This is a genomic window from Algoriphagus sp., from assembly GCF_039969895.1.
Classification (GTDB): domain Bacteria; phylum Bacteroidota; class Bacteroidia; order Cytophagales; family Cyclobacteriaceae; genus Algoriphagus.
This window is the reverse complement of sequence record NZ_JBDVMZ010000021.1, coordinates 505,645-526,122: the sequence shown is the minus strand read 5'-3', so window position 1 is coordinate 526,122 and position 20,478 is coordinate 505,645. Positions and strand designations below refer to the sequence as shown.

The 20,478-nt window shown below is 42.4% G+C and carries 17 protein-coding genes; 11 read left to right on the top strand and 6 right to left on the bottom strand.

Going from position 1 to position 20,478, the window contains the following annotated elements; genetic code table 11:
• Positions 1-145: 145 nt before the first annotated feature.
• The 4 genes from ABJH64_RS16925 (at position 146) to ABJH64_RS16910 (ending at position 4,569) form a co-directional block, all read left to right on the top strand.
• A complete protein-coding gene (locus ABJH64_RS16925; protein ID WP_348275344.1) occupies positions 146-1,138 on the top strand; it encodes a cytochrome c in 993 nt (330 codons plus the stop codon).
• Positions 1,139-1,319: 181 nt separating this feature from the next.
• Complete coding sequence (locus tag ABJH64_RS16920; RefSeq protein WP_348275345.1) at positions 1,320-1,754, top strand: hypothetical protein; 435 nt, start codon at positions 1,320-1,322, stop codon at positions 1,752-1,754.
• Positions 1,755-1,818: 64 nt separating this feature from the next.
• Complete coding sequence (locus ABJH64_RS16915) at positions 1,819-4,032, top strand: TonB-dependent receptor (protein WP_348299051.1); 2,214 nt, start codon at positions 1,819-1,821, stop codon at positions 4,030-4,032.
• Positions 4,033-4,209: 177 nt separating this feature from the next.
• On the top strand, positions 4,210-4,569 hold the full coding sequence (locus ABJH64_RS16910) for a heavy metal-associated domain-containing protein (protein ID WP_348275608.1): 360 nt from the start codon (positions 4,210-4,212) through the stop codon (positions 4,567-4,569).
• 67 nt (positions 4,570-4,636) lie between these two features.
• Here the strand turns inward: ABJH64_RS16910 and ABJH64_RS16905 are convergent, their stop codons facing one another.
• Positions 4,637-5,500, bottom strand: coding sequence for a DeoR/GlpR family DNA-binding transcription regulator (locus ABJH64_RS16905; RefSeq protein WP_348299053.1), 864 nt, complete (start codon positions 5,498-5,500; stop codon positions 4,637-4,639).
• A 71-nt stretch (positions 5,501-5,571) separates the two neighbouring features.
• On the opposite strand from ABJH64_RS16905, the gene ABJH64_RS16900 reads away from it, so the two are divergent.
• The 5 genes from ABJH64_RS16900 (at position 5,572) to ABJH64_RS16880 (ending at position 11,283) form a co-directional block, all read left to right on the top strand.
• Entirely contained in the window at positions 5,572-6,255 is a 684-nt protein-coding gene (locus ABJH64_RS16900; protein ID WP_348275610.1) for a peptidoglycan recognition family protein, read from the top strand.
• Between the two features lie 10 nt (positions 6,256-6,265).
• The gene (locus tag ABJH64_RS16895) at positions 6,266-7,900 is read left to right on the top strand and encodes a family 10 glycosylhydrolase (RefSeq protein ID WP_348275611.1); all 1,635 of its coding nucleotides are present in this window, start codon (positions 6,266-6,268) and stop codon (positions 7,898-7,900) included.
• Positions 7,901-7,910: 10 nt separating this feature from the next.
• Positions 7,911-8,390, top strand: coding sequence for a GNAT family N-acetyltransferase (locus ABJH64_RS16890; RefSeq protein WP_348275612.1), 480 nt, complete (start codon positions 7,911-7,913; stop codon positions 8,388-8,390).
• Complete coding sequence (locus ABJH64_RS16885; protein WP_348275613.1) at positions 8,387-9,652, top strand: MFS transporter; 1,266 nt, start codon at positions 8,387-8,389, stop codon at positions 9,650-9,652. The genes ABJH64_RS16890 and ABJH64_RS16885 overlap by 4 nt, the downstream gene beginning before the upstream one ends.
• Positions 9,653-9,774: 122 nt before the next feature.
• Positions 9,775-11,283: a glycoside hydrolase family 3 N-terminal domain-containing protein gene (locus tag ABJH64_RS16880; protein WP_348275614.1), complete on the top strand. Its 1,509-nt coding sequence runs from the start codon at positions 9,775-9,777 to the stop codon at positions 11,281-11,283.
• A 303-nt stretch (positions 11,284-11,586) separates the two neighbouring features.
• Here ABJH64_RS16880 and ABJH64_RS16875 read toward each other — a convergent pair whose 3' ends face one another.
• The 5 genes from ABJH64_RS16875 to ABJH64_RS16855 form a co-directional block, all read right to left on the bottom strand.
• The gene (locus ABJH64_RS16875) at positions 11,587-12,174 is read right to left on the bottom strand and encodes a DUF4142 domain-containing protein (RefSeq protein WP_348275615.1); all 588 of its coding nucleotides are present in this window, start codon (positions 12,172-12,174) and stop codon (positions 11,587-11,589) included.
• Between the two features lie 151 nt (positions 12,175-12,325).
• On the bottom strand, positions 12,326-13,471 hold the full coding sequence (locus ABJH64_RS16870; RefSeq protein WP_348275616.1) for a hypothetical protein: 1,146 nt from the start codon (positions 13,469-13,471) through the stop codon (positions 12,326-12,328).
• Positions 13,472-13,521: 50 nt separating this feature from the next.
• Complete coding sequence (locus ABJH64_RS16865; RefSeq protein ID WP_348275617.1) at positions 13,522-14,592, bottom strand: aldose epimerase family protein; 1,071 nt, start codon at positions 14,590-14,592, stop codon at positions 13,522-13,524.
• Between the two features lie 191 nt (positions 14,593-14,783).
• Positions 14,784-16,148, bottom strand: a complete 1,365-nt coding sequence (locus ABJH64_RS16860; protein ID WP_348275618.1) for an amidohydrolase family protein — start codon at positions 16,146-16,148, stop codon at positions 14,784-14,786.
• A 98-nt stretch (positions 16,149-16,246) separates the two neighbouring features.
• Positions 16,247-16,744 (bottom strand): gluconokinase, GntK/IdnK-type, encoded by a 498-nt coding sequence (locus ABJH64_RS16855; protein ID WP_348275619.1) that lies wholly within the window; start codon positions 16,742-16,744, stop codon positions 16,247-16,249.
• Positions 16,745-17,137: 393 nt separating this feature from the next.
• Between ABJH64_RS16855 and ABJH64_RS16850 the strand changes: the two genes are divergently transcribed.
• Positions 17,138-19,465: a glucosamine-6-phosphate isomerase gene (locus tag ABJH64_RS16850; protein WP_348275620.1), complete on the top strand. Its 2,328-nt coding sequence runs from the start codon at positions 17,138-17,140 to the stop codon at positions 19,463-19,465.
• 84 nt (positions 19,466-19,549) lie between these two features.
• Positions 19,550-20,410 carry an ROK family protein gene (locus tag ABJH64_RS16845; protein ID WP_348275621.1) on the top strand — a complete coding sequence of 287 codons (861 nt, stop codon included), beginning with the start codon at positions 19,550-19,552 and terminating at the stop codon, positions 20,408-20,410.
• Positions 20,411-20,478 lie beyond the last annotated feature (68 nt).

Sequence of the window (20,478 nt, the reverse complement as noted above, 5' to 3'; positions counted from 1 at the left end):
CTAATCTGGAATACAAAGCATAAGATTTAAAAATATTCCAAGATTATTTTGAACAATACCACGGAAACAAAATTAAACTTAACTCATTTATAATCAATCAATTATATTATTGAGTAGATTTTCATAAACCAAAACCATTTTTATTATGAAAAAGATTTTTAAAGTACTTGCCTTTGCGTTTGGAGCCCTTGTTTTACTGATTATTTCTGGCGTTGCATTCGTCAATTTCACTTTCCCCAAAGTAAGCCCAGCACCAGACCTCACCATTGATCACAGTCCCGAACAGGTAGCTAGAGGAGCCTACCTCGCAAACCACGTCACGGTTTGTGTAGATTGCCATTCCGTAAGAGACTTCTCTTTGCTTTCCGGCCCCATTCAGTCGGGAACACTAGGAGCCGGAGGAGAAAGGTTTGATCAAAGCATGGGCTTTCCGGGCGTCTTTTACGCAAAAAATATTACGCCTTTTGGGATTGCGGACTACACAGACGGAGAATTGTACCGCCTTATTACCACTGGGGTGACGAATGAGGGCAGAGCGATGTTTCCAATAATGCCTTATCAGTTCTACAGCAAAATGGATCCCGAGGACATTTATGACATCATCACTTACATCCGAACTTTGGTTCCAATTGAAAATGAAATCCCTGAATCAGAGGCTGATTTCCCTGTAAGCGTCATCCTGAAAACCATCCCCAAAGATGCTGATCCTCAGCTGAAACCAACTAAGAATGATCAAGTAGCTTATGGAAAATACCTAACGAATGCTGCTGCCTGCATGGAATGCCATAGTCCAGTAGATGCTCAAGGTACTATTTTGGCTGGCTTTGAGTACTCCGGAGGAAGAGAATTTGCTTTCCCGGACGGCTCGGTTGTTAAATCTGCCAATTTAACCCAAGACCTAAATTCGGGGATTGGAAGTTGGTCTGAAGGTATGTTTGTGGGGAAATTTAAGCAATACTTGGACTCCGGGTATCACCTGCCTAAAGTGCCGCCTGGAGAATTCAATACCATCATGCCCTGGGTCATGTACGCTGGCATGGAAGAATCTGATCTCAAGGCAATATACTCTTACTTAAGAACAATTGAGGCAATCCCAAATCAAGTGGTCAAGTTCAATCCTCCAGGCAGTTCCAAATAACTTTGGTGCTTCTCTAGGTGTATTTTCTAATGTGCTACTAAAAGGATATGCTAAACCTAAGAATTGAGGCCGCATCGGTCTTCGGTCTTCCAACCAGATCAGCAAGGAATATAAGGTGATTGGCATTATTGCGGATAACCATAATTTCATTATTTCAAAACCTACCTCCTAACTACGCGTAATGGAGGTAGGTTTTTCTTTTACAAATGAAATCCCGACCTTTGTGCCAGACATGAAATCTATCATCTCCACATTAATGCTCCTCTTTTTTCTGACAGGTCAGATCAATCTGACACTGGCAGCACATTATTGTGGTGATGAACTGAAAAGCACTGAGTTTACCATTGCACCAGAGAAAACTGATTGTTGTGGTGTTGAATTGAGCTTGGCTAACGATCCAGGTTGTTGCTCAGATGAATATGCTTCTGCTGAATCTGACGATTATTTTGGCAAAGCTGATTTTCAGATTCACCTTTCACCAGACTTTGTCTTGGCTTATGTCATGACGATTCCTGGCCAGGAAGCTGCCGAACTGTTGCCATCACGATCAGTATATCTTTTTCCAGATCGCCCCACTCCTGATCTAACCATACTTCACCAATCCTTCCTGATATAAGAGTTGCTTGTTTTTTTATTCGCTACTAGCGAAAAGAATTTTATTCAATCACAAGCAAGTCAACATGTTACGAAAACTTCTATTTATAGGATGCGTAATTGCGCCAGCTCTTAGTTTTGCTCAAGGCAGCATAAAAGGCCAGGTTCAATCCGAATCCAACGAGCCACTTATCGGAGCCAGTATCAAAGTACTGGCCAAACCTCAGGGTGCTATCACCTCTATTGATGGACATTTTGAACTGGATAATGTGTCAAAAAATGACCGCTTAGTTGTCACATACATCGGTTTCGAACCAGATACTGTAGCTCCCATTTTCGACCGCGAAATGCTGATCATTCTTCAAGAAAGTGGTGCAGCTCTAGAAGGCGTCACCATTCGCGCGAGGTCTGAGTCAGTGGTGGACGAGGCACCTTTTCTTTCTATCCTTATCAGTGAAAAAGAGCTGCAAAAAGCCGCCTGCTGTAATCTCTCGGAGAGCTTTGAGACAAATGCCTCCGTGGATGTCTCCTATGCTGATGCAGTCACTGGAACCAAAATGATCCAAATGATGGGTCTGGATGGTCGCTACGTACTGATCAGCAGAGAAGGAATACCTAATATTCGGGGTCTAAATTCTCGCCAAGGGATGATGTTTGTCCCGGGAACATGGATTCAGTCTATCGATGTGGGCAAAGGTGCTGGCTCAGTCATCAACGGCTACGAATCCATGTCAGGACAGATCAATGTGGATCTGTTCAAACCGGAATCCATGGATACTTGGTATCTGAATGGCTACCTCAATTCTTTTGGCAGAATTGAAATCAACGCAAACCATCAAATTCCCATTTCTGAGAAATGGAGCTCTGGCGTGCTTTTCCATGCTAGTAATCTAAGCACCGAGATCGATGGAAACGACGATGAATTTATGGATCTTCCTAAAGCGCGACAGCTGAATTTTCTCAACAGATATAAGTATGAGGGAGATCGGCTCATGGCGCAGATTGGTATCAATCTATTTATGTCAGACAATGCCGGTGGGCAGAAAGGATTCGGCTTCACTAGCGATCTAGCTACTAGCAGCATGTACGGCTACGAGATGGACACCAGAAAAGCAGAGGTATTTGGGAAGCTAGGCATGATCTATCCTGAAAAGCCTACCCAAAGCTGGGGACTTCAATACTCCCTTTCTTATCAGGACTTCAATGGCGGAGCAGGGAGAAGAATATATCGTGGCGTAGAAAAAACGGCCTATGGGAATTTTATATATCAGAATATCTTGGGCTCAAGTTTTCATCAATATAAAACCGGGGTAAGTTTCCTTTACGACGACTTTGAAGAGACTTTTGATTCAAACACGCCTACTGGGCTGGATACTGCGATGTACAGAACAGAGCAAGTGCCCGGACTATTCTTCGAATACAATTTTATTCCAAACGAGCGCATCACTTTAGTAGGTGGAGCTAGAGCAGATTTTCACAATCTATTTGGCACCTATTTCACTCCCAGAGTTCACGCAAGGTGGGAATTTGTTCCAAAATGGACCCTCAGAGGTTCAGTAGGAAAAGGATTCAGAACTCCAAATGCACTGATGGAAAACAGCTCTGTTTGGATATCCGCGAGGCAACTGGTCTTCAATGCTGAGTTGATGCCTGAGGAAACTTGGAATATGGGCCTGAGCGTAGCTGGAACACTTACAATTGATGATCGACCTCTATCGCTCGTTGCAGATTATTTCTACACTGATTTTATCAATCAATTGGTGTATGATCGGGATGTAAGTTCTGAATTGTTGGTGATCAATAACCTCCAGAGCGGCTCCTATGCGAATAGTTTCCAAATAGAAGCGAGTTATCCTATCGCTGATAGATTTGAGGCTAAGGCCGCATACAAGCATTACCAGATGATGATGACTACTAACGGAATTTTGCAGCAGATGCCGCTACAAAGTCAGGATCGATTCTTTATGAATGTCGCTTATGCCACACAATACGATAAATGGAAAGCCGATATGACCTTAAACTGGAATGGCCCGATGCGAATTCCTAACACCAGCGAAAGTCCTGTTGAGTTTCAGCAGCCTAGTGAATCACCTGACTTCTTTATGTTGAATGCCCAGATAAGTAGAGGATTTCGCTGGGGGAGCATTTACCTGGGAGGAGAAAATATCTTAAATTTCAAACAATCAAATCCTATCGTAGATCCGGAAAACCCATTTGGCTCGAATTTCGATGCTTCCATGACTTGGGGGCCGATTGCCGGGAGAGTGATCTACACCGGGATCAGGTATAAGATTAACTAGTTTGATTGTCCTCAAGTATATCCGCCTCCTTGAGTTCTTAGCTCTTATGGCTGAAAGAATGATGACCGGAGACCGAAGCGTCCTCAATTCTTAAATTAACCTATCCTATGTTGCTTTTCCTGCCTACTTGGTTAAAGGCAAATACAGACTTTAAATAAAAAATAAACAAACGAAATAATGAAAAAGCTATTTGTAACCTTCTTTATCGCCGCTTTTGCATTCGCTGCACAAGCTCAAGTGAAAACCATCGGCATAAAAACTTCTGCCATCTGCGAGATGTGCAAGGAGACGCTGGAAAAAGACCTCACCTTCGAAAAAGGTGTAAAATCTGTGAATTTGGACTTGGAAACCAAAGTGCTAAACATCGCTTATTTGGATTCAAAAACAGATCCGGACAAACTCAGAAAGCGTATCACCATGGTAGGCTATAATGCAGACTCCCTGAAGCGTGACCCAAAAGCATACGCAAAATTGGACGAATGCTGCAAGGACGGAGCGCATGATGACGATCCACCAAAAAAGATTGATAACAAATAAACTAGTGATAAGCTTCTCAGAAATGGGAAGCTTTTTTAGTACAAGCGGTGGAGCAAAAAGCTTTGTACTAAACCAATACTAGCTCAAAAGGTCTGAACGCATCCAATAGCGGATCAGAAGGTTCCAATTCCGTCACCAGCGTATGCACAGCTGTCATATCGCAGGTTTTGTATTTTTGTACGGAATGTAACTTGTCAGAAACGGTCAAAATCACAGTCTTCTTCGCTGCTCTGATCATCGCCTGCTTCACTTGGATCACTTCCCAATCAAACTCAGTCAATCCAAACTGTGCATCTAAGTAGCCGGTTCCCAGAATACATAGATCCACACGCAATTGAGACAACGCATTCACCACAGTTCCTCCCACAGCGAATTTGGCATCGTGCAGGAGTTTGCCTCCAAGAAATATTACCTCCACATTTTCATGATCAAGCAAAGCCATCGCTACGTGAAGACTTGGTGTAAAAACCGTCAATTCCAACCTTTTGGGAATCAGTTTTGCCACTTCCATATTTGTCGTCCCTCCACTCATCAAGATCACCTGTCCATCAGAAAGCAAAGAGACAGTTTTTTCAGCGATGGATATCTTTTTTGACTTTAGATAGATATTCCCATCGTCCTTAGTAAAGGTCATAAACCCGAAAGAAGTCGCTCCACCGTGAACTTTTTTAAGCTTTTTTTCCTGATCAAGCTCTTTCACATCCCGTCTTACAGTATCAATTGACACGTTTAACGATTCAGATAGGTCATTGAGCAACACACGGTGATGTAGGTGCACCTGATCCAAAATATACTTCTGTCTCTCTTCTTTCAGCATGGTCTTTTCTTTAGGAATGTGGGAAACTAACGAAAACAGCAAAAACTTGCAAAAAAACGATGGATTTGAAATTTCTTGCAAAAAATAGCTCGGATTCCCTCTCGATCCTGCCATATTCTGGGTAGTTTAGCTGTGAGAAATAACCTTTCTATCTCTGAATTTGAAGATCAAATTTTCCCATGACCATGAAGTTCAATCGTTTAAATGCCACTTTTCTCGCTATAGGACTAGCTTTCTTCTCCCTTGCTCAAAGCTCCTGTAGTCCAAAATCCACCTTTAGAATCCATGAAAAACCCATCACTTGGAATCAAGAGCGAGCCGAATTATCTCTGCTATACTTAAAGGATCGGCATGGCCTGAAGCAAGAAACTGCTTCAATAGTACCCAAAATGGTGGTAGTACACTGGACTGCAATCAACACTATTGAAGCTACTTTTGATGTGTTCAACTCTCCTACCCTGGCAGGAAGAGCTGATTTGACCGGAGCAAGCAATCTCAATGTTTCCAGTCAGTTTCTAATAGACCGGGACGGCATGATTTTTAGACTACTGCCAGACACCACTTTTGCCAGGCATACCATAGGATTAAATTACCTAGCCATTGGGATAGAAAACATCGGAGGTGATGACATGCCTTTGACCAAAAAACAGCTAAAAGCCAACGAAGATTTGATCCGATACCTCGAAAAAAAATACGCGATCGAATACGTGATCGGACACCATGAGTATCAAAACTTTCAGAATACAGACTTGTGGAAAGAGGCTGATCCTGACTATCGCACCGTTAAAACTGACCCAGGTGATGCTTTTATGAAAAAGCTCCGTGAAAACTTGTCCGATTTAAAATTAAAACCAGTACCCACGCTCTGATTATCCTTTTATGCAATCCCTTTCTAGGTATCTCTTTATCATACTGGCCTTCGGCCTCTTACTTTCAGCCTGTAAATCACAAAAAAACGTAGCTCCAGGAACCCGACCTACAGATCCAATCACTTCTCCAGCGGGGACTCCAAATCCAGGCGCTAGCCTTCCTACCAAACCCTTGACCATGGCTCCCGTGGCATTAAAGCCTCTGACTTTTCAAATGCCAGAGATGCCGCGAGAATTCCGTGGAGTGTGGATTGCTACCGTTGCCAACATCGACTGGCCTATTTCTCCGGATGATTCTTACGAAAAACAAAAGCGTGATTTCACCGACCTTCTTGATTACTATAAAAACTTGAATTTCAACGCAGTAATCGTTCAGGTAAGAACTGCTGGAGACGCATTTTACCCAAGTAATTTGGCTCCCTGGTCCAAATACCTGACGGGAAAACAAGGTCAAGCACCAAAAACCGACGAAAATCCCCTCACCTGGATGATCAAGGAATCCCATGCCCGAGGATTAGAGTTTCACGCTTGGCTAAATCCCTACAGAGCGACGATGAACCTGAATACCGAAGGTTTAAGCCCTGATCATGCCTACAACATTCACCGGGATTGGATGCTAAAGTACGGTACGCAATATTATTTCAATCCGGGTTTGCCAGCAGTTAAAGACCATCTTTTGGCGGTGATCAAAGAAATCGTGGATAATTACGACATTGATGCCATTCACTTTGACGATTATTTCTACCCTTACAAGATCGCGAAGCAGGAATTTCCTGACAAAAGCACTTACGACAAATACAAAAAACCTGGTCAATCTCAGGACGACTGGAGAAGGGATAATGTGAACCAATTGATCTTTGCACTGAATCAGACCATCAAGCAAAGTAAGCCTTGGGTGCAATTTGGAATCTCACCTTTTGGTGTGTGGAGAAATCAGGATAAAGACCCGAAAGGCTCGCCTACCCGCGCCGGTCAAACCAACTACGATGATCTTTATGCAGATGTCTTGCTATGGATGAAAAATGGCTGGGTGGATTACATGCTTCCTCAGCTCTACTGGAGCATGGATCATAAGCTGGCGTCTCACAAAACACTGAATGACTGGTGGGCAAAAAACCACTACAACACAAATATTTATATCGGAAATGGGCCATACAAAATCCGTGAAGATTCTGATGTAGCCTGGAACAATCCCCGTGAGATCAATACTCAAATCTCCTATACCCGTACCCTACCCACCATTCAAGGAAATGCTTTTTTCTCGGCAAAATCCATGAAAATTAAGAATCAGGATGTGGCTCAGTTGCTGAAAAACGAGCTGTATAACGAACCTACTTTGCCCCCGGCTTTCCAACCAAAGAACGAGGCGATTATAGACATTCCTGTGGTTTTTGGAGTGGAGGCAAATTCAGAATTGACAACTATTCGCATGGCAAACCCGCTCGACCCGGCGATTCGCTATGCTTTGATTCAAGGCGCAAATGAACTGACCCAGCTTGCAGATGCTGAAATACATCCCGTATGGGTAGGCGGCATGAGAGCCAGAACCCTGGAAGTGAAAAGCTTAAATACCGCCTATCTTGCCATTCGATGGATTGACCATTACGGCCGAATCGTCCAAACTCAAGTTTATCAAATCCCTTAAACCACCGCGTATGCAGGACATGCTAGTCCGATTGATCGGTTTGCCTGACGTTTCTCAAGAAGAAGCTCAGCTAGTGAAAAACGAGCACATAATCTTTCGAAGAGCTATTGCGCCTGAGAAGCACTTGGTGAGTGCGTGGATTTTGGAGCAATTCGGCGAATACTGGCAGTCCGAAGTAGAGGTTGCTTTCAGCAGACAGCCGGTTTCTTGCTGGCTCGCGCAAAGAGGAAATGAAATCCTGGGATTCGCCTGCTATGAAAGTACCGCGCGAAATTTCTTCGGCCCCACTGGCACTTTAGAAAAGGAAAGAGGAAAAAGGATCGGCAAAATCTTACTCATCAAATCACTGGAATCCATGAGGGAAATGGGGTACGGATATGCTATTATTGGCGGAGTGGGTCCTAAAGAATTCTATAGTAAAGCAGTAAATGCCAAAGTAATCGAAGGGTCAGAAATCAGTATTTATGAAAACTTGCTTCGCAAATCATGAGTGAATCACCTAAAAAAAGTCCCTGGATCTGGATTCCTTCACTCTACATGACCGAGGGAGTTCCTTACATCGTCATCATCGTAGTCTCCGTGATTATGTACAAAAAGCTTGGTGTATCCAATTCGGACATCGGACTATATACCAGCCTACTTTACCTTCCCTGGGTGATCAAACCTATCTGGAGCCCGATCGTGGATCTTTTTGGCACGAAGAGGAAGTGGTTTCTATCCATGCAGCTAGTACTTTCGCTTGTATTCCTGGGGGTTGGTCTGACCACTTCTGGAAATAACTTTTTCTTCATGACCTTAGCCTTTTTCTGGATGGGCGCTTTTGCGTCAGCTACCAATGATATTGCGTCAGACGGCATGTATTTGATCGCCTTGAAGCCAGAGCAGCAGTCATTTTTCGTAGGATTGCGCGGCACCTTTTTTAGAATAGGGATGATCACAGGTCAGGGTTTGATCGTCATGGTGGCTGGGTATTTGGAAACTAGTCTGGGTGATAATACCAAAGCCTGGTCTTGGACGATGATTATGGTAGGCGGATTGATGCTTTTGCTTACTGCCATAAACTTCTTTGCCACACCAAAAGTAGAAGAAGAATCTATCGAGAGAACTACGCGTGAAGCTAGCTTTGGTAAGGTATTTACCACCTTTTTCACCAAGAAAAATATTGGGATCTCACTGGCATTCGTATTACTCTATCGTCTGGGTGAATCTCAGCTGGTAAAAATGGCCTCTCCCTTTCTTTTGGAGGAAAGACAGACTGGAGGCTTGGGATTGAGCACATCCGAGGTCGGTTTTCTCTATGGAACTATAGGCGTGATCGCTTTGCTTCTGGGTGGAATACTAGGTGGAATCGCGATCTCGCGCCATGGACTAGGCAAATGGATGATCCCAATGGCTCTTTCGCTCAACCTTCCAAATTTGCTTTACATTGCTTTGGCCTATTTCCAACCTGAGAATATAATCTTTGCCGGAACTGTAGTCGTGATCGAGCAATTTGGTTATGGTTTTGGCTTTGCAGCTTACATGATATTTCTGATTTATTTGGCTGAAGGCCTCTTCAAAACCTCCCACTATGCGCTTGCAACCGGGTTTATGGCGATGGGCATGATGCTACCGGGAATGATTTCTGGTTATATCCAAGAGTATTTGGGCTACACCGGTTTCTTTATCTGGGTGGGAATTGCCATGATTCCCGCGTTGGCAATCGCTGCAAGTGTGAAGTATCCTAGGGAGTTTGGAAAGAAAATGGAGTGATTTCGGGTTTACGATTTACAAGGCTCACAGCTATTCCTTTCCACCCTTCCTACTCACCTCTGTTGATATTAGCAAGCAAGAAATTTTACACTACTTCAATTATCCAATCTTTCAAACCTTAAATGAATTTCAACCAAAAAATCGCCCAATGCTTTTCTCCCGCAGCTTTTATCCATGATACGGAGGAAAACTACCAAGCCATAGAAAAGCTTATTCAGGAACAGGAAATCGGTGGGTTGACCTTTTTTCACAGCCGTCATTCAGCTGCTGCCAACTTCGAAAAGCGCGCTGAAGTGCTCGATGTAACAGGAACCTTAGAGAAAATGATTGGTTTGATCAATCGGTATCAGGCCATTTCAAAAACGCCTCTGCTGATCAGTATAGACGGAGAATATGGCCTGGCGATGCGGATTGAGAAAACCCCTCACTATCCCTTTGCGATTACTCTCGGAGCTATCAAAGAAAATTCGCTGGAACTGATAGAAGAAGTTGGATATAGAATGGGGCTGGACATGAAAGCTGCAGGAATTCACCTCAATCTAGCTCCATGTGCTGATGTAAATACCAATCCAAACAATCCTGTGATTGGGTACAGATCTTTTGGGACCAATCCTCAAGAAGTTGCTAAAAACTCTCTAGCCATGTACCGAGGCATGAAAAAAGCTGGGATTGGAGCTTGTTTGAAGCATTTTCCCGGGCATGGAGATACACAGGTGGATTCACATTTAGGTCTTCCGGTGATTCAAAAGACCAAGGAAGAACTGCTGGCTGAAGAACTGCTTCCATTTCAATATGGAATAGATCAGGACGTTGAAATGATCATGGTCGGGCACTTGGCAGCGCCGGCATTGTCAGGCGGAAAGGAAGTTGCTGCCAGCATTTCCAGGGAGGTCATAACTGATTTGCTTAAAACTGAAATGGGTTTCCAAGGCTTAGTCATCTCAGATGCTCTAAATATGAAGGCTGTTGCCAACTTGTTTCCTGAGCCGGGACAACTCGAATGGGAAGCTTTTCAAGCGGGAAATGATATTCTTTGCTTTTCTGATCATGTGAAAGAAGGCATTGAGCAAATCGCTAAAAACGCCTCCGACGATGATATTGAGAGAGTTTTTCAAAAAATATGGGCTACAAAAAAGAAGTTGGGAGTCTTTGATTTTAAGAAATTGGATGTTCCAGCCTTTGACTGGGAAAATCATGCTGCCTTGCAAAGACAACTAGCCCAAGCTTATGTAAGGTTGGTTTCTGGTGAAATTGCTACCGAGAAATTGCAAGATTTGGCAAAAGAAGGAAAGCTGGTTTATCAAAATTACTTTGGCCAAGCAGAATCCACTTTTTCTAAAAACCTCCATCAAAAGTATGAAGCAGGAATTTCCAAAACTTCCGTTTCTCATGCTGAAAAAGTAATTATTTCCCTTTTTGTTCCTTCCCACAAACCACTTAATCAATTTGGAATGGCTGAAGAGCAATTGGCTGAAATCAAAAGTTTAGCCCAAACCAAGTCCTGTATTTTAGTGCATTTCGGAAATCCTTTGGCTTTAAAGCATTTAGGAAATCTAGGAGATTTTGAAGCAGTGATTTGTGGGTATCAAGGTTTTGAAGAAGCTCAGGAAGCGGCTAGCGTCTTTTTTTGACAGCTGACTATGCAGCAAATAATCAGAGGCTTAAAGAAAAGGTAGCCTCCTTACGTGTTTCAGCCTGATTCTGGCAAAAGAATTTTAATTAGAATAACCATCAATACTGCTTCCGGAGAAGCGTAACTGTAAGAAGCAGGACAACTTAAGAATGCGGCCTCGCGAAAAACTATGTGGTATTTGACGCTAAACTAGTATCAACAAAAAAAGCCGGTTTTCTTTTCAGAAAAACCGGCCTCAAAAGAAATCATCATGTACTAATTAAAAGAATAAATTCTTCAATTACATGTTGACTTCCTAAGCTTAAATATCTTCAAGCTCAATTTCAGCTTTGACAAGAACTGCATCTTCCCGCTGATCTTTTACTTTACCTAAGGCTTTATCAGAGAACGTCTTCAGGTTATTGTTTTCACCGTTGTCGTTTTGATTTTCAAACATCGAGATGTTGTCATCCAATAGCTCAATCTGGAAATTAACAAACGCCATATCAAAGTCTTCGCCTGTCAGCATCTCTAGTTCATCATATTTTGCCTGCATAGCTGCAGAAATTTCACCAGAAATTTCCACGTCAGTATCAGCTAAGATACTTTCAAGCTCAGCTCTACTTTGTGTATTTTCTTCCGAAAGCATGGTGCCGTATTCCAACACAGAATCATCTTCCCCATTGCTCAATGCAAGCTGACCAAAGCTAATCTGTGCATTGAGGTACTGCGAGGAAGTCATCGCAAAATTTCGGTCTTGTTGATTGTAGGTAGTTAAGATTGGCTCGTCATCATCTTCACAGGATGTCATACCTAAAAGACAGAATGCAGAAAGCAGCGTAGCTCCGGCAATTCTGGTTTTTCTGCGGAAAGTGTTTGCTGCGGATTGATTTACATTACTTGTTCTCATAATAAAATTAGTTGGTTTAGTGTTCCCAACTATTCTTACAATGACCATACCTACCGCCCTGATTTGATTTAAATGCAGATTTGTTTAAAAATGCCTGTGTAATGCTTACTCATTCTGTTGAATGTTTTACACTTTTAGTAGTTTACGGAGCTTAATTTTCTACCAATTGCCAGATCTCAAAAGGAATGTAATCCGGTTCTTCATCCCCCAGACTTGCCTTCACTAGTAATTTGTTGTCGGGTAGTGCCATTTCCACTAAACCAGTTGAGATCGTATGTTCACCTGGAAGTTGTACCCCATCTTTGAAAAGTATTAGGCTATAAAAATCCGGATCATAAAATCTAATAGGCTGACCTTCACTTTTCCTTCGTTCATACATTGACTCAGATTCTCCTTTTACATACATCAGCCCTAGTATCCTGTCATCAAACACGAGCAGCTGTCTATTCATCTCATAAAGTACTGGGCGTCCTCCTGAAGGCATACTTGGTAAGTTCGACTCTCGGATTGGAATATCATCTAGGGCTTGAAATGATTCGTGTTTCACAGGAATTCTCTTGATCACATGCCAATTAATTGGATTGTAAACTGTGATCTCATTATCCAAAGAAGTAGTAAAATACAATTCATTTTTCTTAGAATCAGAAGTGAAAATCGCATTCACATTTGAAGAAAATTTCTCATTTTCTATTCCTTTAAAGCCATTTCTGGCTGAGAGAGGAATAACTGATTTGATTTTACCATCGTTGGCATCAAAATAATCAAGCATAAAAGTTTTACTTGGAATTATGTCATTGCCGACCCTATTAGAGACGTCGGAAATAGTGAGAGCAAAAGACGGTGTATCTGCGTTGGTAAGAGCTACAAACGTTGACCTCGGGCCCGAGTAAATGACCGTAGTAGTCTTCGGTTCAAAACTAGTTTTCTTAATCAAATTGAACTCCAAGTCATATTTCAAAAGCTCCATCGAAGTCTGAACCCAGATATTTCCATCCGCTGAAAACCCCATAGTCAACGCTGACATGCGATAATCCTCCGGCCCTTCTCCTTCTCTTTTTTTACTAGTTAGTACCCTTCCATTTTCATCAAAAATAGCCAGCTCAATCCCCTCAGATCGTTTATTTAAAAAGCCTGCGAAAATTTTCCTCTTAGCATCATAATCCCTGATCCTAACGTCAGCTAGGCTCTCAACGCGTATTTCACCTACTTTTTTGAAGGTATAACCTTGTGCAAAAAGAGTAACTGATAAAAAGGTTGCGCTTAAGAAGAGTGCAGTTTTAATTAGAAAATTATTCATGCAGTAGAGGATTGAAAACCAATCAAATACAATAGTTAGTGAAACTAAATTTAGTTTTTGAAGTTTTCCACCGTAAACTTATACACGATCTCGTGCAGGTACTTCTCGCCGGGAGCTAGCGTGGTAGATGGAAAGTTTGGCTTATTTGGACTATCTGGCCAGGCTTCTGGCTCTAGGCAAAGCGCCCAATGCGGTTGGTAGATCTTGCCATCTGCTCCGGCGAAGTTCCTTACATGATTAGCAGTATAAAGCTGAACGCCAGGAGCAGTCGAAAAAACCTCCATCACACGTCCACTATCAGGATGCTTGACAACAGCTATTTTCTTGAGTTCATCAGAATTGGTTCTTTTTGTGACATAGTTATGATCGAATCCTTCTCCCAAGGCATCCAACTGAGCTCCTAGATTTTTTGGCGTTTGAAAATCGAAAGGAGTTCCAGCCACCTCTTTTAATTCCCCTGTAGGAATTTGTTCAGGACCTGTAGGAGTAATCGCATTTGCAAAAATCTGTAACTCGTGATCGCGTACATCGCCCGTGATTCCATTAAGATTAAAATAGGAATGATTGGTCAGATTGACGACAGTCTTCTTATCCGTGGTAGATTCGAACCTAAGCTTGAGCTCATTGTCATTTGTCAAAACGATCCAATGCGTAGTCATTAAATTACCAGGAAATCCCTCCTCCCCATCCACGCTTTTATAAGTCATTTTCACTCCTAATCCACCCTCTTCATAGTAAGTTTCAGCATCCCAAACTTTGACACCGAAGCCTTTGGCTCCTCCATGCAGGGTATTCTCACCATTGTTTTTGGTGATGTTGTAAGTCTTATCATCTATTGTAAAAGAAGCTTTGCCTATCCTATTTGCATATCTTCCTACTGCTGCGCCGAGATATGGACCATTTTTGGTGAAATAATCGGGAATAGTCTCTAAAGCCAACACCACATTTTCAAGCTTTCCTTCTCTGTCTGGAGCAATTATTCTAGAAATAATGCCTCCATAATTAGTCAATTCCACCTGCATATTCCCGTTGTCAAGGCTGTATTTATACACGTTTTTACCATTCCAGGTACCCACATTTTCCACTCTGATTCCTAAGGTAGATTCTTGTATCACTGTCATTTTGGTTTGAGATAAACAGACTGCCCCTGAAAAAAGGAGTATCAGTGTCGCTAGGTTTAATTTTAAGTTCATGAGCTATGATTGAAAAATTGGAATAGTCAAGATTGGAAAATAAAGACTAAAGTCAAAGCGCTTTACTTAGCATTAGATAGATTGAAAATTCAAAAATCTCTAGTTCTCAAATCTCCAAATCATCTTTTATGATTTGCTTCGATTTTATCTAGCTGTCTTTGGAGCTCGGCTCTATCATACATCTTTCCCTTCATGACGACCAAAATTGGATATTTCAGCGTATTCAGATCTTCCAAGGGATTTTTTTCGACCATCACAAAATCAGCGGACAATCCTGCTTTGATCATCCCCCAATCGTCTTCTTGTTCAAAATAAGCCGCAGGATTGACTGATCCGGATTTCAAAATCTCATAATTCGACATCCCGGCTTCAGACATCAATTTTATTTCATTATGTATGGAAAAACCAGGGACATTAAATACCTGCGGAGAGTCTGAAGCCATAAGCATAGGCACTCCTGCTCGATGAAGTGATAGAAATAGTTGATTTCTGAATTCCATGTGAGGCTGAACATTTTCTATGGTCAGTATCCCTCTTTCTTCATAGGGAGTTTTGGCATTGATCCAGCTTTCCACCTGAGCTGCTGACATGTATTTCATTTCGGGAATATTCCGGTATTCCTCTGCGGGCTTTGAACCAAAGAATCGATCGTATAAGGTCAACGTAGGTGCAATCCAAACCTCGTTCTCTAAAGTCATCTCTATTAATCGTGGCAGTTTGGCTTGATCAGCCTCCTCTACCAGAAGCATAGAAAACGGCCCCGCGATACTAGGTTCCAATACCTTGGAATAATCCGGCACCATGGCTTCCAGGTAGCCATCGATATGCTCTATAGATTTGTATCCATTTTCCAAACTTACCTCCAGGCCAACATCTAAGGAAACATGGCCGCCAAAAGGAATATCAAGTTCTTTGGCAGTTTTTGAGATCGCCATAAATTCCTCCATGGACAGTCCAGGGTGCAATTTCAAATGATCATAACCTGCTGCTTTTTCCTCTCTGACTAGCTGTGCCGCTTGATCCGCCGATGAGACTGAGCCTCCACTAAATGACGGGCCAGACAAAAATAAACGTGGACCAGCCATTTCACCGGATTCTACCTTTTCCTTCAAAATCAAATGAGATGGATGCCCGATCATCCCTCGCACACGCAGGACGCCATTCGCTAAATAAAGCCACATCGCTTCCTCCTGCAGTTGCATAGTTCCATTCTGAGCCACAGGCAGATGAGAATGGAACTCTGCCAACCCAGGGTACACGTAGTTTCCCTTGCCGTCAATCACCTGATATCCTGCAAACTCTATAAGTTCGGAAGCTGGGATAATCTTCAGGATTTTACCCTTATCTATTACAATTGATTGGTTTCTTAGGATTTGGTCATCTTCCAGAGAAACGATGTTCACATTGGAAAGCAAATAACTTTGAGCAAAACCACTATTTATAGAGAATAGGAAAAGCAGAAAAATAGTCGTCAATAGTTTCATGATCAGGTTAAGTAGGAGGTGCGGATTTCAATTTCGCTTTTAAAAATGAGTTAATCAAAAGCCATCCCACGCTAGCAAAGCAAAATTCCCCCAATCTCCTAGTGACTTTGCCTGACTGAAACTCTCAAATATCTCAGTGCTTCTGCAAGCATTTCATGTGGAGTTTGACAAATATTGAGCTTCAAACCGTAGCTAGGTTCCTCCCAGGTGGCAAATTGTGAATCCAGCATACCGGCCTTCATGTAGTGATTTTTGCGCGCTAGCATTCTACGCCAGATCAGATCCCGCTCTCCCTTGAGATGAATCCACCTCACGTCATCCTGCACTTTCAGCAACTCTCTGTAACTTTCTTTCAAAGCCGAACAAGCCAAAACCGCTCCTCCTGTTTTTTCGGACTCCTGCAGCAAATTGGCCAAAGTCAATAACCAAGGCATTCTATCGTTGTCATCCAAAGGGAACCCTTGGCTCATTTTTGCGATATTTTCTTTGGGGTGAAAATTATCAGCATCAAAAAATGGAAGACCCAAGGCCTCAGCTATTCCAGTTCCAATAGTTGTTTTACCTGTTCCTGAGACTCCTGTGACTATAATTAGCATGGGTGAAAGTTAGGAAAAAATTTGTAGTACTCCAGATTCATTAATCTTCGTGGGGGTCGTTAAGGTCGAAGCATAGGTTCGAATAGGTTGCAGTCAAGAAAAATAATCTGATGAATAAACTTAGCCGTCCCTAATATGAAAACTACATTTCATCAGGTAAAAGTTGATACTATAGAAACTTTCACAAAAATTTTATAAAAGTTCGTTTTATTAAAAAACATTTTTTAGATTTGTTTACATAAATTATACTAGTAAAAAAATGTGTAGGTGTAAGGAATCGGCGTAGAAACCAACCTTGTCCAACTGCAAAAAATCAGACCTAACGCATTGATTACTTACTAGTTGAAATAGCTTATCTAACCTAGTCTATCAAAACAAACCTGTCTAATCAGTATGCTAAGTAAGTATCCGCTTTCAGAAGTCGAAAAAAGTTTTCTCAAGGAATCCGGCGTAGAAAAGATCAGCACTCTCATTCCTTACCTTCAAGTTGACAATTTTCCAAAACTAGGCTTGCTCACCGCTTGCCGATTTTTGGAATGGGCATCCGCCAATCCTGAAGGTGTTATTAGTTTGCCAACTGGCAAGACCCCAGAATTTTTCATTAAATGGACTCAGTTCCTACTTGAAAACTGGGACAACAAAAAAGGCAAGGATGTTCGAGAAAAATATGGCTTAGGAAACACCAAGAAGCCAGTTTTGAAGGACTTGACATTTGTCCAAATTGACGAATTTTACCCGATTTCTGCCAAGCAGAATAATAGCTTTTTCGACTACGTAAATAAATTTTATATCCAAGGTTTTGGCCTTTCTAAGGAAAAAGCTATCCTGATCAATTCTGACGAGATCCCACTTGCAAACGGACTACATTTCAGTAAAGTATTCCCAGACCTGAAAGTAGATCTATCACTGAGATTCCGTGATCCTCAAAATGATCTGGAGAAACTTCAGCAGGAATCTATCTACATGATAGACCAGTGGTGTGGAGAATACGAGCAAAAAATAAGAGACGCAGGAGGAATTGGCTTTTTCCTGGGCGGAATCGGCCCGGATGGACACATCGCATTTAATACCAGAGGTTCGCATTTGTTTTCTGTCACTCGATTGACAGAAACCAACTTTGAAACTCAGGCGGTAGCGGCCGGAGATCTGGGCGGCATTGAAGTGTCTTCTAATCGCTTGGTAATCACGATCGGCCTGGATACGATTGTTTACAATCCTGAAGCGGTAGCTATTATCATCGCGGCAGGTGAAGCAAAAGCAGGCATCGTAAAGGATTCACTAGAGACGCCACTCAACAATGTTTTCCCAGGAACTATACTTCAAAAACTGAAGAATGGCCGATTCTACCTTACCAAAGGCGCTGGTGTGAGATTGACAGATTCGGTGGATGCTTACTACGAAAAAGGCGAATGGACTTGGGAGAAGACAGAGAGAGCGGTCATAGATCTCTGCAAGAAACTCGGCAAGTACGGGCACCGAATAAAATTGTCAGATCTCAAAGCTGACAAATACACGAAATTAATTCCTGATCTATCCGAAGATACGGTGAAGCAGGTCATGAATAGCATAGAAAATAAGCTGAGCAAAGGACTGGAACAAGAGCGAAACGAAGTGCTTCTCCACACTGGTCCGCATCACGATGATATTTCATTGGGTATTTTGCCTCATATCACGAATCAGCTTCACGAGCCTACCAATGAAGCGCACTTCTCAGTCTTAACTTCTGGTTTTACGGCTGTGACCAACACATTTGTCATCGAGACCTTACAGCAGACGAAGAAGTTGCTGGACAATGGTAAGATTCAGATGGTTCACTTCGAAGATTTCTTCGAAGTAGGCTACAGCCTGAAAACTGACAAAGACGTCTATCACTACTTGACAAATGTAGCTTCAGAAAATGCAGACGAACGTTTAAGAGGATTGTGTCACCGGGTAGTTCGGGCGTTGGTGATCGTCTATGAAATCAAAAACAAAACCCAACTCAGAGAAACGATCAACGATGTCATCAGCATCTTAAAAAATAGCTATGATGGAGAGAAAAACTCATCGAAAGTGCAGAAGCTTAAGGGCATGATTCGTGAGTTTGAGGAAGAATTGGTTTGGGCGCACTTCGGAGTACAGGTGAAAAATGTTCACCACCTAAGACTTGGCTTCTATACTGGCGATATTTTCACCGAGCAGCCTGACAAAGACCGTGATGTAGAGCCAATCGTGGAAATGTTCAGAAATGTAAAGCCAACAAAGATTAGCTTGACCTTAGATCCGGAAGGATCCGGCCCTGACACGCACTATAAAGTCCTTCAGGCTACCGCAGCGGCGGTGAAAAAGTGGGGAGAAGAAGCTGATATCAGTGAACTGAGAATCATTGGGTATAGAAACGTATGGTTCAAATTTGAGCCGCATGAAGTGAACGTAATCGTTCCTGTTTCACTTGGGGACATGTCAGTAATGGAAGATTCTTTTGCCAACTGCTACATGAGTCAAGTGAATGCATCCTTCCCAAGCTATTCTCACAATGGTAAATTCAGTACCGTAGCCAAAAGAATCTGGGTGGATCAGCTAAGTGCTATTCAACTTCTGCTGGGTAAGAATTACTTTTACCAACATGACCGTGCCAAAGTACGATCCAGTCATGGCCTGATTTTCTTCCGCGACATGAGTGTAAAAGAATTCCTTGCTACGGCGAGGGAGCTTGAAAAGTCAATCGAGGGAATGCTCTAACAATGATTAAATAAGCCGAGACTGATTAAAACACGAGCAGTCTCGGCTTTTGAAATAACCTATTAACCTTATTATTTGTAGCCAATGGAAAAAGCCATTTTGGGACTAGACATAGGAGGCACCGGAATCAAAGGTGGTGTGCTAATCAATGGACATCTGGAAGATATACGATCCATAGCTACCCCTGCGCAAGAAAGTAAGGCCTTTATCCTCGAAACCATCGCCGAATTCATCGAATCCTACCTAGCTTATGACCTCATGGGAATCGGTGTAGGAATTCCAGGTTTGGTAGATATGCGTGAAGGTATAGTCCTAGGACTTTCGAATATCCCTGCTTTTCAGCATGTAGAGCTAAAGAAGTTTCTCACCGAGCGATTTGGAAAACCTGTGTTTATCAATAATGATGCGAATTGTTTTGCTTCAGGGGTACATAAGTTTGGCGTGGGTAAGAAATTCAACCATATGGTAGGACTTACCTTAGGCACTGGAATCGGAGGAGGCATAGTTATTAACGGTCACTTATATAGCGGAGTAAACTCCGCTGCGGGTGAATGGTGCGGAGCTACGTATTTGGATCATGACTTCGAGCATTATTGTAGCGGTAAGTTTTTTGAAAAATATTACCATAGTAAACCGAAGTCCTTGGCCAAACTTGCGCTAAAGGGAGATCCCACAGCCGTCAAAGCCTTCGACGAGTTTGGGCATCACCTCGGAGAACTTATCAAGCATATCTTGTACGCCTTAGCTCCAGAGGCTGTAATCTTGGGAGGATCTATCAGGAAGACCTATCCCCTATTCAAAAAATCTCTACTAAAATCAGTGTCAACCTTTAAATACCCAACGGTGATCGAGCGGTTTGAGATTTTGCTCTCAGAAATGGACGAAACTGCCATACATGGTGCAGTTGCTTTGGTAGAATTAGAAAATGAAGTTGTTAATAGTTAGTTAAAAATAGGTTTGCAGATAGTTTGAAGTGGCTTTTCTCGAAGGCCACTTTTTTTGTGTGTTTTTTT

What these genes read in the sequence shown, in the direction of transcription:
- ABJH64_RS16870 (WP_348275616.1), bottom strand. Translation starts at nt 13,471, where the DNA reads ATGAATAATTTTCTAATTAAAACTGCACTCTTCTTAAGCGCAACCTTT.
- ABJH64_RS16850 (WP_348275620.1), top strand. Translation starts at nt 17,138, where the DNA reads ATGCTAAGTAAGTATCCGCTTTCAGAAGTCGAAAAAAGTTTTCTCAAG.
- ABJH64_RS16860 (WP_348275618.1), bottom strand. Translation starts at nt 16,148, where the DNA reads ATGAAACTATTGACGACTATTTTTCTGCTTTTCCTATTCTCTATAAAT.
- ABJH64_RS16865 (WP_348275617.1), bottom strand. Translation starts at nt 14,592, where the DNA reads ATGACAGTGATACAAGAATCTACCTTAGGAATCAGAGTGGAAAATGTG.
- ABJH64_RS16895 (WP_348275611.1), top strand. Translation starts at nt 6,266, where the DNA reads ATGCAATCCCTTTCTAGGTATCTCTTTATCATACTGGCCTTCGGCCTC.
- ABJH64_RS16925 (WP_348275344.1), top strand. Translation starts at nt 146, where the DNA reads ATGAAAAAGATTTTTAAAGTACTTGCCTTTGCGTTTGGAGCCCTTGTT.
- ABJH64_RS16910 (WP_348275608.1), top strand. Translation starts at nt 4,210, where the DNA reads ATGAAAAAGCTATTTGTAACCTTCTTTATCGCCGCTTTTGCATTCGCT.
- ABJH64_RS16915 (WP_348299051.1), top strand. Translation starts at nt 1,819, where the DNA reads ATGTTACGAAAACTTCTATTTATAGGATGCGTAATTGCGCCAGCTCTT.
- ABJH64_RS16875 (WP_348275615.1), bottom strand. Translation starts at nt 12,174, where the DNA reads ATGAGAACAAGTAATGTAAATCAATCCGCAGCAAACACTTTCCGCAGA.
- ABJH64_RS16855 (WP_348275619.1), bottom strand. Translation starts at nt 16,744, where the DNA reads ATGCTAATTATAGTCACAGGAGTCTCAGGAACAGGTAAAACAACTATT.
- ABJH64_RS16920 (WP_348275345.1), top strand. Translation starts at nt 1,320, where the DNA reads ATGGAGGTAGGTTTTTCTTTTACAAATGAAATCCCGACCTTTGTGCCA.
- ABJH64_RS16905 (WP_348299053.1), bottom strand. Translation starts at nt 5,500, where the DNA reads ATGGCAGGATCGAGAGGGAATCCGAGCTATTTTTTGCAAGAAATTTCA.
- ABJH64_RS16880 (WP_348275614.1), top strand. Translation starts at nt 9,775, where the DNA reads ATGAATTTCAACCAAAAAATCGCCCAATGCTTTTCTCCCGCAGCTTTT.
- ABJH64_RS16885 (WP_348275613.1), top strand. Translation starts at nt 8,387, where the DNA reads ATGAGTGAATCACCTAAAAAAAGTCCCTGGATCTGGATTCCTTCACTC.
- ABJH64_RS16900 (WP_348275610.1), top strand. Translation starts at nt 5,572, where the DNA reads ATGAAGTTCAATCGTTTAAATGCCACTTTTCTCGCTATAGGACTAGCT.
- ABJH64_RS16890 (WP_348275612.1), top strand. Translation starts at nt 7,911, where the DNA reads ATGCAGGACATGCTAGTCCGATTGATCGGTTTGCCTGACGTTTCTCAA.
- ABJH64_RS16845 (WP_348275621.1), top strand. Translation starts at nt 19,550, where the DNA reads ATGGAAAAAGCCATTTTGGGACTAGACATAGGAGGCACCGGAATCAAA.